General features: G+C 60.2%; 11 protein-coding genes. 5 read left to right on the forward strand and 6 right to left on the reverse strand.

What is annotated here, in order from left to right; translation table 11 throughout:
• Positions 1 to 12: 12 nt before the first annotated feature.
• Entirely contained in the window at positions 13 to 315 is a 303-nt protein-coding gene (locus HX815_RS25630; protein WP_003219649.1) for a helix-turn-helix transcriptional regulator, read from the reverse strand.
• Between the two features lie 598 nt (positions 316 to 913).
• Between HX815_RS25630 and HX815_RS25635 the strand changes: the two genes are divergently transcribed.
• A complete protein-coding gene (locus HX815_RS25635; protein WP_177029083.1) occupies positions 914 to 1,111 on the forward strand; it encodes a hypothetical protein in 198 nt (65 codons plus the stop codon).
• Positions 1,112 to 1,167: 56 nt separating this feature from the next.
• Here the strand turns inward: HX815_RS25635 and HX815_RS25640 are convergent, their stop codons facing one another.
• Positions 1,168 to 1,728, reverse strand: a complete 561-nt coding sequence (locus tag HX815_RS25640) for a fasciclin domain-containing protein (RefSeq protein ID WP_003219652.1) — start codon at positions 1,726 to 1,728, stop codon at positions 1,168 to 1,170.
• A gap of 191 nt (positions 1,729 to 1,919) precedes the next feature.
• Here HX815_RS25640 and HX815_RS25645 point away from each other — a divergent pair, with 191 nt between their 5' ends.
• Positions 1,920 to 2,669 carry a hypothetical protein gene (locus HX815_RS25645; RefSeq protein WP_032898777.1) on the forward strand — a complete coding sequence of 250 codons (750 nt, stop codon included), beginning with the start codon at positions 1,920 to 1,922 and terminating at the stop codon, positions 2,667 to 2,669.
• 15 nt (positions 2,670 to 2,684) lie between these two features.
• Here HX815_RS25645 and HX815_RS25650 read toward each other — a convergent pair whose 3' ends face one another.
• Positions 2,685 to 3,947: an MFS transporter gene (locus HX815_RS25650; RefSeq protein ID WP_102604557.1), complete on the reverse strand. Its 1,263-nt coding sequence runs from the start codon at positions 3,945 to 3,947 to the stop codon at positions 2,685 to 2,687.
• 243 nt (positions 3,948 to 4,190) lie between these two features.
• Between HX815_RS25650 and HX815_RS25655 the strand changes: the two genes are divergently transcribed.
• Together HX815_RS25655 and HX815_RS25660 are read left to right on the forward strand one after the other, a co-directional pair.
• Complete coding sequence (locus HX815_RS25655) at positions 4,191 to 5,318, forward strand: MFS transporter (protein WP_177029084.1); 1,128 nt, start codon at positions 4,191 to 4,193, stop codon at positions 5,316 to 5,318.
• Between the two features lie 55 nt (positions 5,319 to 5,373).
• A complete protein-coding gene (locus HX815_RS25660; RefSeq protein ID WP_008431528.1) occupies positions 5,374 to 6,471 on the forward strand; it encodes a LacI family DNA-binding transcriptional regulator in 1,098 nt (365 codons plus the stop codon).
• 108 nt (positions 6,472 to 6,579) lie between these two features.
• Here HX815_RS25660 and HX815_RS25665 read toward each other — a convergent pair whose 3' ends face one another.
• The 3 genes from HX815_RS25665 to HX815_RS25675 are packed head-to-tail and all read right to left on the reverse strand — an operon-like array spanning position 6,580 to position 10,711.
• Positions 6,580 to 8,190: a GMC oxidoreductase gene (locus HX815_RS25665; protein WP_102369430.1), complete on the reverse strand. Its 1,611-nt coding sequence runs from the start codon at positions 8,188 to 8,190 to the stop codon at positions 6,580 to 6,582.
• A gap of 17 nt (positions 8,191 to 8,207) precedes the next feature.
• On the reverse strand, positions 8,208 to 9,995 hold the full coding sequence (locus HX815_RS25670; protein ID WP_102604522.1) for a thiamine pyrophosphate-binding protein: 1,788 nt from the start codon (positions 9,993 to 9,995) through the stop codon (positions 8,208 to 8,210).
• The gene (locus tag HX815_RS25675; protein ID WP_032898774.1) at positions 9,992 to 10,711 is read right to left on the reverse strand and encodes a ThuA domain-containing protein; all 720 of its coding nucleotides are present in this window, start codon (positions 10,709 to 10,711) and stop codon (positions 9,992 to 9,994) included. Before HX815_RS25675 ends, HX815_RS25670 begins: the two co-directional genes overlap by 4 nt.
• Positions 10,712 to 10,999: 288 nt before the next feature.
• Here HX815_RS25675 and hisD point away from each other — a divergent pair, with 288 nt between their 5' ends.
• Positions 11,000 to 12,283: a histidinol dehydrogenase gene (hisD, locus tag HX815_RS25680; RefSeq protein WP_008431521.1), complete on the forward strand. Its 1,284-nt coding sequence runs from the start codon at positions 11,000 to 11,002 to the stop codon at positions 12,281 to 12,283.
• Positions 12,284 to 12,390 lie beyond the last annotated feature (107 nt).

A 12,390-nucleotide genomic window follows, 5' to 3' on the forward strand; every position in this document is an offset into this window, starting at 1 on the left:
GTGGTAAAAAAACTACAAATCTTTCCCTATGATCTCGGCAAGCCTGCGGATGGTGGCTTCATTGCGCTTGTAGTAAGTCCACTGGCCGATGCGCCTGACTTCGACCAGACCCACCCGTTGCAGCGTTGCCAGGTAACCGGACACCGTCGACTGCGAGAGCCCGATGCCTTCCTGAATACTGCTGACGCACACGCCCACCGTGTGAACGTCCCCTTCATCTTGTGCAGGGAAGTTCTTCTCGGGGTCCTTCAAACCTTTCAGGATTTCGAGGCGTGTCTGGTTTGAGAGGGCTTTGAATATTTCGAGTAAGTCCATGGCGTGATCATATCGAGAATTATCGATATGTCAATGTGTGTCAGATATAAAGGGTAGTCAGTTTCAGGCCTCACCGTAGGCGGCGACCAAGGACCTGTCGCGCTGCGGGCCTCTGAGCTATAACAGTGTAAAAGCACAAAAAACAAACGTGTTTCCGGGCTGTTTTCAGGAGAGAACTCATGAGCGCCATGGACGCGGGGCAAGTGGTGCCTGGCTACGTAACCTTCGTCGGGCGTGAGGCATCGTGGGCCGGACGCCAGTTCATGAGCTTCAGCTATAGCGTCAATGGGCAGCACTTTCACAAGTCTCTCAACGAGACGGTTGACGCTTGGTCAACGACGACGCTTCGTAAAGCCTCGTATGGCTTGCGAGTGGGAGACCCGGTGTCTGTCTGGTGTTCTCTCACCGACCCCGAGGTGTGTTGCATTGGCGAAAAACCAGCAGAGAAACCCGCGATCCTGCGGTGGATAGAGTCTCTCGGAGCGTTAGGGCCGTTATGAAATTGATCCCCACCGTTCGTCCATCGTCCGGCACTCGCGACACCGCATCGTTTCTCATGTTCAAGCACGGACATCCCGCGCTAGAACGGAGAGCCAGCATGGAAATTAACGAGAAGGCCCCTGGAAACGTATCCCAGCAGGCCGTAACGCGCGGTACAGACAATGAAACCGGGCATGATCCTCGGCGCGATCAACCTGAAGCGCCTCTACCACCGGACGATGATGCCCCTCTGGAAGAGGATATGTCGGATGTGGATGCGGCTGATTCTGTCGCGAGTGAACACCCCGACAACTGAAGCATCCGAATCAGCCCGACGCACACTGCGTCGGGCTTTTCGGTGTCAAGCGACGATTACGGCATCAGCACCGAATCAACCACATGAATCACGCCATTGGACTGCATCACATCCGCAATGCTGATGCTGGCCTTGCCCCCCTTGGCATCCACCACCCACAATTTGCCGTCATGCAGCTTGATCGTCAGCGACTCACCCTGCACGGTTTTCAACATCACGGTACCGCCGTTCTTCTTGGCGTCGGCCATCAGTTGTGCAGAGGTATGAGTGCCAGCCACCACGTGATAGGTCAGGATTTTTGTGAGATCGGCTTTGTGCTCAGGCTTCACAAGCGTATCCACGGTGCCTGCGGGGAGCTTGGCGAAAGCTTCGTTGGTCGGTGCGAATACGGTGAACGGGCCTTTGCTGTTAAGGGTATCCACCAGTCCGGCTGCCTTGACCGCCGCCACCAGAGTGGTGTGGTCCTTTGAGTTGACTGCGTTTTCGACGATGGTTTTCGTCGGATACATCGCCGCGCCGCCCACCATTACGGTGTCGGCGGCAAAACTTAGGGATGTGGTGACGGAGAGGATCGTAAAGCAGGCAACGGCAGCAATTTTTTTGTAGATGGCGTGCATGATGTATCTCCTTGGTGCTTGTGCCCTCCGGGTGAGGGTATTGAATCTACGTACCAAGGATCAAAGTGGATGCACCTCTGGAAAAATTATTGGTTTGCCGCCCTCACTGCACTTTTTCCCGTTCTTCCGATCTATCTCTGTCCCGACCACACTAATTTCCGGCGTGGACAGCAGACCCAGACCTGGTGCCGATGGATCGCACGTTACCTGTTTTTATCACCCGATGGATGCGTCAGCCGCTGTGGCTGGCTGCGGTTTTGATGCTTTGCGCCAATGGTTGCAGCCAGCAGCAGGGGCGCGATATTGCCACGCAGTTCAGCAACGGCAAGCCCGATGAATTCTTCCAGACCAGCGTTGATCGCATGGCCACCCTGAGCATGCGCGACAACCTGCAAAGCCTGTATCTGCTGATGAGCAAGCTCTACCTGCGCAACCCCAACCAGTGGCGTCAATCGGGTTACACCGACGCGGTGACCGCCGCCCGGCAAATCCGCCAGGCCATCGAACTTCGCCAACCGCTACCTGCCCTGGGCGATCGTCGCGACCTGGCGGCGCTGAGCTATTCCCTGAGCCCGGAGTTTCGCGGCGACCGGGTAGGCGCCTTCATCTACGCGATCGGCAGCATGCTGGTGACGGCACACGGCGGGCGCACCGAGTTTTATATAACGGACTCGATCAACCCGCAGTTCGTCAGCAATGCCGCGCGCAATATCGAGAAGGCCACCTGGCTGCTCAGTCAGCGCCAGGATGCCAATGGCTCGCTGTTGCTGTTCTCCAACGAGATCTCGGAGGCGGGCAGCAACCTCAGCTTTGCCGTGGAGTTCGGCAAGATCGTCGCGCGCCTCGACCTGTTGACCCAGATGCTCGACGAACGCTACCGGCGCATCGGGCTCAACTACGCGCAAAGCTTGCTGCTGATGAATTTCCTGCCGGTGCAGTGACGATGCGGGCCTCCCTCACACCTCGGTTTGCGCTTTGCCGCGGGCAACGGTTTTCTTCGGCGCGCGCATCAGCAGTGGGCCGAACGTCGCGAGCAAACCGAGCATCACCAGCGGGAAGAACATCAGCTTGCTCAGGCCGAAGTTGCTGACGATGACGGTGATGACGGCGGGGCCCACCAGCATCCCGGAAAATCCGATGCAGTTGACGATGCCGATATTGCGCCCGGCATGTGCCGGGTCCCGGCGCCCGGCGGCGGAGATCATCAACGGTGCGATGCACGAAAGGCCGAGGCCAAACAGCGCGAAGCCGACAACGCCGGTCACGGCCGTACCGCCCAATATCGTGGTGATCATGCCGAGGACGCACAACGTACCGCATCCAAACACCACCTGCGCATTACCGAACGCAGCGGCCAGGCGGTCGCCAAAAAGGCGCCCCACGAATGACGCACCGACGAACAGTGAGACCGCCATGCCTGCGGTCGAGGTGGTGGTCGCGAACTCCCGGCGAATGTATTCCTGGCCCCAGTCGGCAATTGCGTTTTCGCCCATCATGCTGCCCAGCAGCAAGGTGCCGAGAGCGATCATCACCAGCAGCGTCTTGGCCGAAGGGCCCTTGCCGGTTTCGTCCCGGGACTGGGTGCCGGCTTGCCAGTCGTCGAGCTGGGCGTCGGGCACATCATGCTTGCCCAGCAACCATCGGCTGAACACACAGCCCAGAATGAACATCGCCAGGCCCAGTACGGTGTAAGGCACCAGCACGCTGTCGGTGTAGAACCGGGTCAGCCAACTGCATGCCATGCCCAGCAGGAAGCCGCCCAGGGAATAGAAGGCATGGAAGCCGGACATGATCGAGCGTCGATAAAACCGTTCAACCTGCACGCCGTGGGCATTCAAGGCGGTATCCAGGGCGCCGCGCAACAGCCCCAGCACAGAGCCGAAACACAGCGCAAACCAGAAACCGTTGACGAAGCCCAGCGGGATAATCGAAAGGGGATAGGCGAGGGCGCCAAGGGTAATTACCGGCTTGGCGCCGAAGGTGTCCAGCAGCCGCCCGACCAGCAGCGCACCGGCTGCGGAACCGACACCGACCCCGAGGGCAATCAGGCCGAAACTCGAGTCCCCGAGTTCTCCCGTCAGGCCAAGCTGGGTCCTGAACACGCTTACACCGGTGGACCAGATGTACATCATGGCGCCGATCATCATGAAGCCGAGAAAGGTGGCGATACGTGCCTTGCGAATACGCGGGGGGATCGGGGTTTTCTGGAAAGTGCTTATCACGCTGCATGGTCCCTTTTGTTTTTGTGGGGTGGTTATGCAATTTTGGGTTATACGAATAACCTTGCGGAAGTAAAACCTGCACCCTGTGGGCTGTCAATGCTTTATCAATCCAGAATATGTAACAGTCACAAGGCAGTGGCTGGCGCTTGAGTTTTAAGTTATACGTATAACTCCAACTGTTCAGGTATTGGGGTTTCCGTGTCGTCTCAAGAGTTGTTATTGCCGTGCTCCACGCCGCATATGTCGGCCTACCGCTTGACGTTTCTGCTGTCCGGCCTGTGCATGGGCGCCTGGGCGCCGCTGGTTCCCTATGCGCGCAGCCGGGCCGGGGTGGACGACGGCGCATTGGGCATCCTGTTGCTGTGCCTGGGCCTCGGCTCACTGGTGATGATGCCGCTGGCGGGCATCCTGAACGCCCGCAAAGGTTGCCGCTTTACCATGCACATCGGCATCGCCCTGGTGTTTCTGACGCTGCCTCTGCTGGCGACCACACATTCATTCTTGGGCTTGATGTTTGCCCTGACCGTGTTCGGTGCAGGGTGCGGCGCAGTGGATGTGACGATGAACGTACAGGGCGTGATGGTTGAGCGTGCGACCGGGCGGTCCTTGATGTCGGGTTTTCATGGCTTGTTCAGCCTGGGCACGATTGTCAGTGCGGCAGGGATCACCGCGCTGCTCTGGCTGGGCGCCACGCCGTTGCTGGCCAGCAGCGCGGTGATGACGGCACTGGCTGTGTTTGTCCTGAGTTACGGGCGCCAGATGCTCGGGCGCAGCGGCGAAGAGGGCAGCCCGATCTTTGTGCGGCCCACGCGTAAAGTCCTGGTGCTGGGGGTGCTGTGCCTGTTCGCGTTCCTGGCCGAAGGTGCGATTCTCGACTGGAGCGCGGTGTTCCTGACCCAGGTGCGTGATGTCGAGCCTTCCATTGCAGGCCTGGGCTACGCCTGCTTCGCCGTGATGATGGCGTTGGGGCGCTTGAGTGGCGACCGGATTCTGCTCAGGCTCGGCGCCCGGCTGGTACTGGTGGGCGGTGGCCTGATTGTAATCCTGGGCTTTCTCACGGTGGTGCTCGCGACGAACTGGCAGGTGAACCTGGTGGGGTTTGCGGTCATCGGCATCGGTTTGGCCAACATCGCGCCGGTGTACCTGTCGCTGGCGGGCGCGCAAAAGACCATGCCGGGGGAACTGGCGATTGCCGCTGCCACCAGCCTCGGTTATCTGGGTATCCTGATGGGCCCTGCGGTGATCGGCTTGTTCGCCCACGCGACGAATCTATCCTGGGCGCTGCTGGCGGTTGCCTCGCTGATGGTCGCAATCATGTTCAGTGCCACACGACTGGTTCCGAAGGTTTCCCCTCAACGGGTACACTGAGCGCCTGTTTTTTCATGACCTCGCATGAGGTTTCAAAAGGATTGGGAAGCAAGCGATGGCCGTTTCAATGAAAGACGTAGCACTGGCGGCAGGGGTGTCCCAGCCTGCGGTGTCTTACGCCTACAACCGACCTTCCAAACTGTCCCCGGCCCAGCGCGAGCATATCCTCGAGGTGGCCGCTTCATTGGGCTACCCGGGCCCCAATGTGCTGGGCCGCAGCCTGCGCTCGGGCAAGATCGGCGCCATCGGGTTGATGATGATGGATAAGTTGTCCCTGGCCTTTGCCGACCCGTGCACCATCGCCATGCTGCGCGGCATCAGTGAAGTGGGCGAGTTGGAAAATGTCGCACTGACACTGTTTCCGCTCAACAACAACCGCCTGGTGGGCCGGGGCCCGGCGGCTAGCCACGGCAGCCTGGCCCTGCGCGGGCTGGTGGATGGCCTGATTATCTCGACCCTGCCCGATGATCACCCGGCGGTGCTGGCGGTGGTGAAGCACAGTATTCCGTTCGTGGTGATCGACTCGCCGCTGGTAGAGAATTCGTTTTTTGTCGGCATCGACGATCGCGGTGCGGCTCGCACGCAAATGCAGCATCTGCTGGACCTGGGGCACCGCAAGATCGGCGTCATCATTGACCGCCTCAACCCGGATGGTTACCGCGGCCCGATTGACCTGCAACGCTTCAAAAGTGCCAGTGAGCGGATTGTCCGCGAACGCCTCACCGGTTACGTGGAGGCGGCCACCGCCGCGGGCCTGGCGTTTGAAGACCTGAGCGTGATCGAGGCCGGTGGGCTGGATTCCACGTCCGGCCAGGCCGCAGCGTTCACATTGCTGACCTCCAACGACGTCACGGCAGTGGTGGCGTGCTCGGATGTGATGGCGATTGCCTGCATGAAAACCGCCCACGCCCTCAGTCGCCAAGTGCCGCAGACGCTTTCGGTGATCGGCTTCGACGATATTCCCGAGGCGGTGCAACTCGGGTTGACCACCATTGCCCAACCCATGGTGGAGAAGGGCGTGTACGCCGCACGCATGCTGACCGAGCAATTGAATGCTCCGGCTGATGCGCCGCTGGCGCCCGAGCAGAAGATTTTCGCCACCAAGCTGGTGGTGCGTACCTCGACCCGCAGTATCCAGCAGGCAGACGCCTGATCCCGTTGTTAAGGGATCGCTGTAGGAGCTGGCTTGCCTGCGATGGCATCGACTCAATACCACTGACAGACCCAGTCGACTGCATCGCAGGCAAGCCAGCTCCCACCTTTACCCGGGCTGCCCCTTGAAGTGTGCCGCTACTCTGAGGGCATTCGCCGCGATGGTCAGTGCCGGATTAACCGCCGCCGACGACGGGAAGAACGAGCTGTCCACCACCCATACATTCTCCAGGTCATGCAGCTTGCAGTTCAGGTCCAGCACGCTGGTGGTTGGGTCCTTGCCCATCACGGCAGTGCCACACTGGTGGGAGTTCGTCGCGATGCCCATGCGCGCCTTGAGGATCAGCGGATACCCTGCATCACGCATGGTTTGGGTGGCCTTGCTCACCAGTCCTTCATGGGCCTTGAGGTTGTTCGGCGTCCAGTGAACCTTGATCGCACCGCGCTGTGTGTCGTAGGTGACGCGGTTGTCCTGGGTCGGCAGATCTTCCGAGGTCAGGTACAGGTCTACGCTGTGGTCAGTGATATAGCGTGAAGCGAATTTCGGCAGCCAGGGCCGCATGGCACTGATCATCGGCTCGCGGATTTTCCCCAGCATCTGCACGTTACCCAAGGGGAATGCGTTGTGCGGGCTGGCGCTGTACCAGTCATTGATGGCCAGGGTTTTCTGGAAGGTCACGTTGTTCTTGCGTCGCGGGTCCACCGCCAGCATGAAGGTGCTGTTGTGCACCATGTAGTTACGCCCCAACTGCCCAGAGCTATTGCCCAGGCCATGAGGATGTTGAGCGTTCGCAGACTTGAACAGCAATGCCGCACTGTTGACTGCGCCGCACGCCAGCACGAAGCGTTTGGCACGCAGTGTCACCTCGCGTCCATCGAACAGACCCCGCGCTTGAGTCACGGTTTTGCCATCGTTATCGGTGTTCAGCTGCCTGATCGTGGTGCGAGTCATCAGCCGAATGCTGCCACTGCGCAGGGCGGGCCTGAGCGCAGAAACTTCAGCGTCGGCCTTGGCCTCCACCAGGCACGGATAGCCATCGCAGGTTGAGCACAATACGCAATCGCCGCCATCGCCATAGTCCACCGCCGCCGGCATCACGAACGGCTTGAGTCCGGCACGCTGCATGCTTTGTTCCAGCGCAACCAGGGCCGGGTCGTGCTTGAGTGCCGGTTGCGGGAAGGGTCCTGAACGCCAGGGTTCGCTGGGGTCAATGCCGGCCTGGCCATGCACGCGGTAGAGCTTTTCCGCTTCGGCGTACCAGGGTTCAAACTCGGCGTAGCTGACGGGCCACGCAGGCGACACGCCCTCGGCATGCTGGATCTCGCCAAAGTCCGCCTCGCGAAACCGTGGCAGCATGGCGCCGTAGAATTTGGTGTTGCCGCCGACGTAATAAAACACCCCCGGCGAAAATGCTTGGTTGGCCTGGTCCAGCCACGGTTCGGCATTGCGATAGCGTCCTTGGCCGAACACCGCTTCAGCGCTCCAGTTCTGGATTTCCCGGGGCAGGAAATCCCCTCGTTCGACGATCACAATATCCAGCCCGCTGTCACGCAGGGCATGGGCGAAGGTCGAACCGCCCATGCCCGAGCCGATAATCACCACGTCACAGTTGATCGTGCCATCTGCATCAGGTGTCACCACGTCGAGGGCGCGCGGTTCGCGCGGCGCCCCCGGTTGTGGATTCAGCTCTGCATGATGCGAAATCAATGCATCACTCATGTGAGCCGCTCCGGCAGTTACAGGTGTTGTTCGGAATTACGGATTTGCCAGTACTCATCCTGGCGTTCGTCGGTGATGTATTCCGGAATCGGGAAGTCCCACCAGCCGGGCACCCAAGGGCCAGCCGCATCGCGGTCGGTGGGTACTTCGATCAGCACCGGCACATTCAAATCCAGCGCTTCCTGCAGGATAGGCTCAAGGTCTTCCGGGCGCTCCACACGGTAGGATTTGAGGCCGAAGGCTTCGCCCACCGCCTTGAAGTCCGGGCTGTAGGGCGTGCCGTCCGGGTGGTTGAACTCAGTGCCGATATGGCGGCTGGTCTGCTTGCGCTGGCCACCGCGAATCGACATGTAGCCGGCGTTGTTCTGGATCAGGAACACCACAGGGATATTGTTGGTCACGCAGATCGCAATTTCCTGGGAGGTCATCAGGAAATCGCCATCCCCGAGGATGCACACCACCGGCTGGTCAGGCGCCGCCAACTTCGCACCGATGGCCGCAGGTACGGCCCAGCCCATGGACGAGAAGCCGCCGGAGGTCAGGTGGGTACGTGGCGTATAAACCGGGAAAGTCTGCTTGACCGCGCCCTGGGTGTTGCCCGAGCCAACCACCACGATGGTGTCCCGTGGGAACACTTTGCGCAGCGCGCCGAGGGGGCGTTGCGAGGTGAACGGAAAGCGATCGGAGTCACGACGGCCCGCCAGTTTGGTTTCCCATTCTTCCTGATAACCGCGCAGGTCGCTCAGGTACTCTTCGCGTTCAACCGTCTCGCCTTTCAGGCTTTCGACAATGGCGGCGAGGGCGTATTTGGCGTCGGCACAAATGCCCACGGTCACCGGGTAGTTCTTGCCGATTTCATGCGGGTCGATGTCGATGTGGATCAGCTTCGACGGCGGGATCGCGAAGGTCACGCCCTTGGCGTAGCTGGACGACGACCAGTCGGTGAAACGGCAGCCCACGGCGATGATCACGTCTGCGGTGGACGCGACTTTATTGCCGCACAGGGTGCCGGTCTGGCCGACACTGCCGGCGAACAACGGGTGATCTTCCGGGAAGCCGCTCTTGCCGTTCCAAGTGGTGACCACCGGGATCTTCCAGGCTTCGGCCAGGGCGAACAATTCCGCGCTGGCTTCGCCGGTAATCACGCCGCCGCCGATCACCAGCACCGGGCGCTTGCTCAGTTTCAGCTCTTCCACTGCGCGTGCGGTGGCTGCCGGGTCCGGGAAGCATTTGCCGATCGGGGTGCGCTCTTCGAGGGCATGCAGGGTCACTTCAGCGGCCTCGGCCTGCACATCCATCGGGATTTCCAGGTGCACCGGCCCCGGGCGTCCGGTGACCATTGCGCTCCAGGCGCGGTGCATCATGAACGGCAACTCTTCAACACGGGTCGCCACCCAATGACGCTTGGTCACGGCCTCGGCGATTTTCGGGAAGTCGTTGTCGGTGTAGCGCTCCAGCTCCTGCAGCAAGCCATGGCCACGCATGTGGGTGGGTGGCCCGCCGGTGATCAGCATCAGGCTGGTGGAGTCGGTAAACGCGGTGGCCATGCCGATTACCGTGTTGGCGGCGCCGGCACCGATGGACGTCACTGCCGCCATCGGCTTGCCGCTCACCCGGTAGTAACCATCGGCGAGGTGCACCGCGCTCTGCTCATGGAACACCTGGATGAACTTGAGCTTGGAGTCTTCTTCGAGGAAGGCGTCGGTCAGGGTCCAGATACCGTGGCCGGGAATACCGGCGACGTATTCGACGCCATAGTTTTTCAGGGTTTGAGCCACGATCTGGCTGCCGGTCAATTTAGTCATGACAGGACTCCTTGGGTTGATGAAACGGAGGGGGTTGCCTCGGCGGTACTGGCTGCACGCCCGCGTGTCGCCCAGTTCAGGCCTTGCTTGGTCAGGCGGCGGATATTCGGGTCGGCGAGGTTGCTGGTGTCGTGCCCGATGGAGTGATAGAACACCCGCCCCTGGCCCCACTGGCGCACCCAGGCCACCGGGCTGCGATGGCCGTTGAGCCAGGGGAAGGGGTTGCCGTCGAAGGTGGTTTCAGCCAGCACATGAATGTTCGGGTCGACCTGCATGTAGTACTGCTCGGACCGTACCTCGAAATCCTCGACGCCCTGGGTCACCTCGTGGCTGTGGTCGATGACGTTGACCTGGTACGGGTGGGGAAAGCCTTCACCCATCGGGTGTTCGAGGAATGAGCCGCCGAGCACCCAGTGATATTTGAGGCTGGCGCGAAACGCCGCGCCTGCGCCGTGCCAACCCACCAGGCCGGTGCCGCTTTCGATCGCTTCCAGCAGGCGGTTTTCCTGGGACGCGGTGAGCGTCTCGGTGGTGACGGCGTTGTTCCAGCCGATCACGATCAGGTCATAACCGGTCAAGTCCCTGTCCAGTGTGAAGATGTCGGTGGACTCTTCGACCTCGAAATCCAGTTCCTGGAAAACGGTGCGCGCCCATGCCGCAATTTCGTAGGGGAAATGGCCGGGCCAGCCACCGAATAGATACAAGACTCGACTCACGGTTGATCACCTCTTTACGTTGGGTGTGATTGTTAGGTTATACGTATAACCGCTTATTTAACCTATCACTCCGAATCCCTAAGTCAATGGGGCTTACATGTTTTTCATCGGGGGTTATACGAATAACGTCAGCAGCCCGCCGCAGTGCTTCAACACTGCGTCTGTGTTGCGTCAGGTTGCGTCACCAATAGGGAGGCTGCGAAATTGCCCGGGGCAGGGGGGTAGGAAAAGATGGTTGCCAATGCCGGGGGCATGTCGCGTGCCCTCAAGAACCACCTGGAGCCACTGATGATTCGTTACCTGAAAACGCCTAAACCGGTCGAAGCCCAAGCCGAGATTGCCGCCCAAGTCCGCGATACCGTTGAGCGCATCATCGCCAACGTCGCCCGTAACGGCGATGCGGCCGTACGTGAATACTCGAAGCAGTTTGATCAGTGGTCGCCTGTATCTTTCCGGCTGAGCGACGAAGAAATTGCCGCCTGCGTGGCGAGCCTGTCCGAGCAGGAAATCGGCGATATCACCTTTGCCCAGGCCCAGGTCCGGCGCTTCGCCGAGGTGCAAAAAGCCTCGATGCACGATGTGGAAGTCGAGACCTTGCCTGGCGTGATCCTTGGGCATCGCAATATTCCGGTGAACTCGGTGGCTTGCTACATTCCGGGCGGCAAGTACCCGTTGCTGGCGTCGGCGCATATGAGCGTGCTGACGGCCAAGGTGGCCGGGGTGAAGCGCGTTGTTGCGGCCGCGCCGCCGTTTGATGGCAAGCCTCATCCGGCCATTGTGACGGCGATGTATTTGGCGGGTGCCGATGAGATCTATTGCGTGGGCGGGGTGCAGGCGATTGCTGCGTTTGCGTTGGGCACCGATACGTTCAAGCCGGTGGATATGATCGTTGGGCCGGGTAATGCGTATGTGGCCGAGGCCAAGCGTCAGTTGTTCGGCAAGATTGGTATCGACTTGATTGCCGGGCCTACAGAGACACTGGTGATTGCTGATGACAGCAGCGATGTTGAAATCATCGCTGCCGATTTGTTGGGGCAGGCGGAGCATGGGGTTAATTCGCCTGCGGTGTTTTTGACGAACAGTGCGGAGTTGGCGCAAACCCTGCCGGCGGAGATCGAGCGGCAGTTGGCGATCCTGTCCACCGCACCGGTTGCTTCTGTCGCCTGGCGCGACTATGGCGAAATCATCCTGTGCGACAGCGTCGACGAGCTGGTGCAGGAAGCCGATCGCATCGCCTCCGAGCACGTGCAGGTGATGACCCGCGATCCGTTGTATTTCCTGGAGCACATGACCAATTACGGCGCGTTGTTCCTTGGTGAGCGCACCAACGTTTCCTATGGCGACAAGGTGATTGGGACTAACCACACATTGCCTACCACCGGGACTGCGCGGTACACCGGCGGGCTGTGGGTCGGCAAGTTCATCAAGACGTGCACGTACCAGCGGGTGCTGACGGATGAGGCTTCGGTGTTGGTAGGGGAATACTGCTCGCGGCTTTGCGGGATGGAAGGGTTTGCGGGGCACAAGGAGCAGGCGGATATTCGGATTCGTCGTTACAAGAAGCACGGTTGAGGGTACATATCCGTTGTTTGGGTAACGGCGACTATTGGTTCCGCTCTTACAGCGGCTCACTTTTGAAAAGCGCAAAAGTAAGCAAAACGCTCTTGCCCCACCACTCG

The sequence above is a fragment of the Pseudomonas sp. E6002 genome (assembly GCF_013385565.1).
Taxonomy (GTDB): Bacteria; Pseudomonadota; Gammaproteobacteria; order Pseudomonadales; family Pseudomonadaceae; genus Aquipseudomonas.

Excerpts from the sequence above, each read along its gene's own strand:
- HX815_RS25630 (WP_003219649.1), bottom strand. The coding sequence starts at position 315 with ATGGACTTACTCGAAATATTCAAAGCCCTCTCAAACCAGACACGCCTC.
- HX815_RS25655 (WP_177029084.1), top strand. The coding sequence starts at position 4,191 with ATGTCGGCCTACCGCTTGACGTTTCTGCTGTCCGGCCTGTGCATGGGC.
- hisD (WP_008431521.1), top strand. The coding sequence starts at position 11,000 with ATGATTCGTTACCTGAAAACGCCTAAACCGGTCGAAGCCCAAGCCGAG.
- HX815_RS25640 (WP_003219652.1), bottom strand. The coding sequence starts at position 1,728 with ATGCACGCCATCTACAAAAAAATTGCTGCCGTTGCCTGCTTTACGATC.
- HX815_RS25635 (WP_177029083.1), top strand. The coding sequence starts at position 914 with ATGGAAATTAACGAGAAGGCCCCTGGAAACGTATCCCAGCAGGCCGTA.
- HX815_RS25645 (WP_032898777.1), top strand. The coding sequence starts at position 1,920 with ATGGATCGCACGTTACCTGTTTTTATCACCCGATGGATGCGTCAGCCG.
- HX815_RS25670 (WP_102604522.1), bottom strand. The coding sequence starts at position 9,995 with ATGACTAAATTGACCGGCAGCCAGATCGTGGCTCAAACCCTGAAAAAC.
- HX815_RS25665 (WP_102369430.1), bottom strand. The coding sequence starts at position 8,190 with ATGAGTGATGCATTGATTTCGCATCATGCAGAGCTGAATCCACAACCG.
- HX815_RS25660 (WP_008431528.1), top strand. The coding sequence starts at position 5,374 with ATGGCCGTTTCAATGAAAGACGTAGCACTGGCGGCAGGGGTGTCCCAG.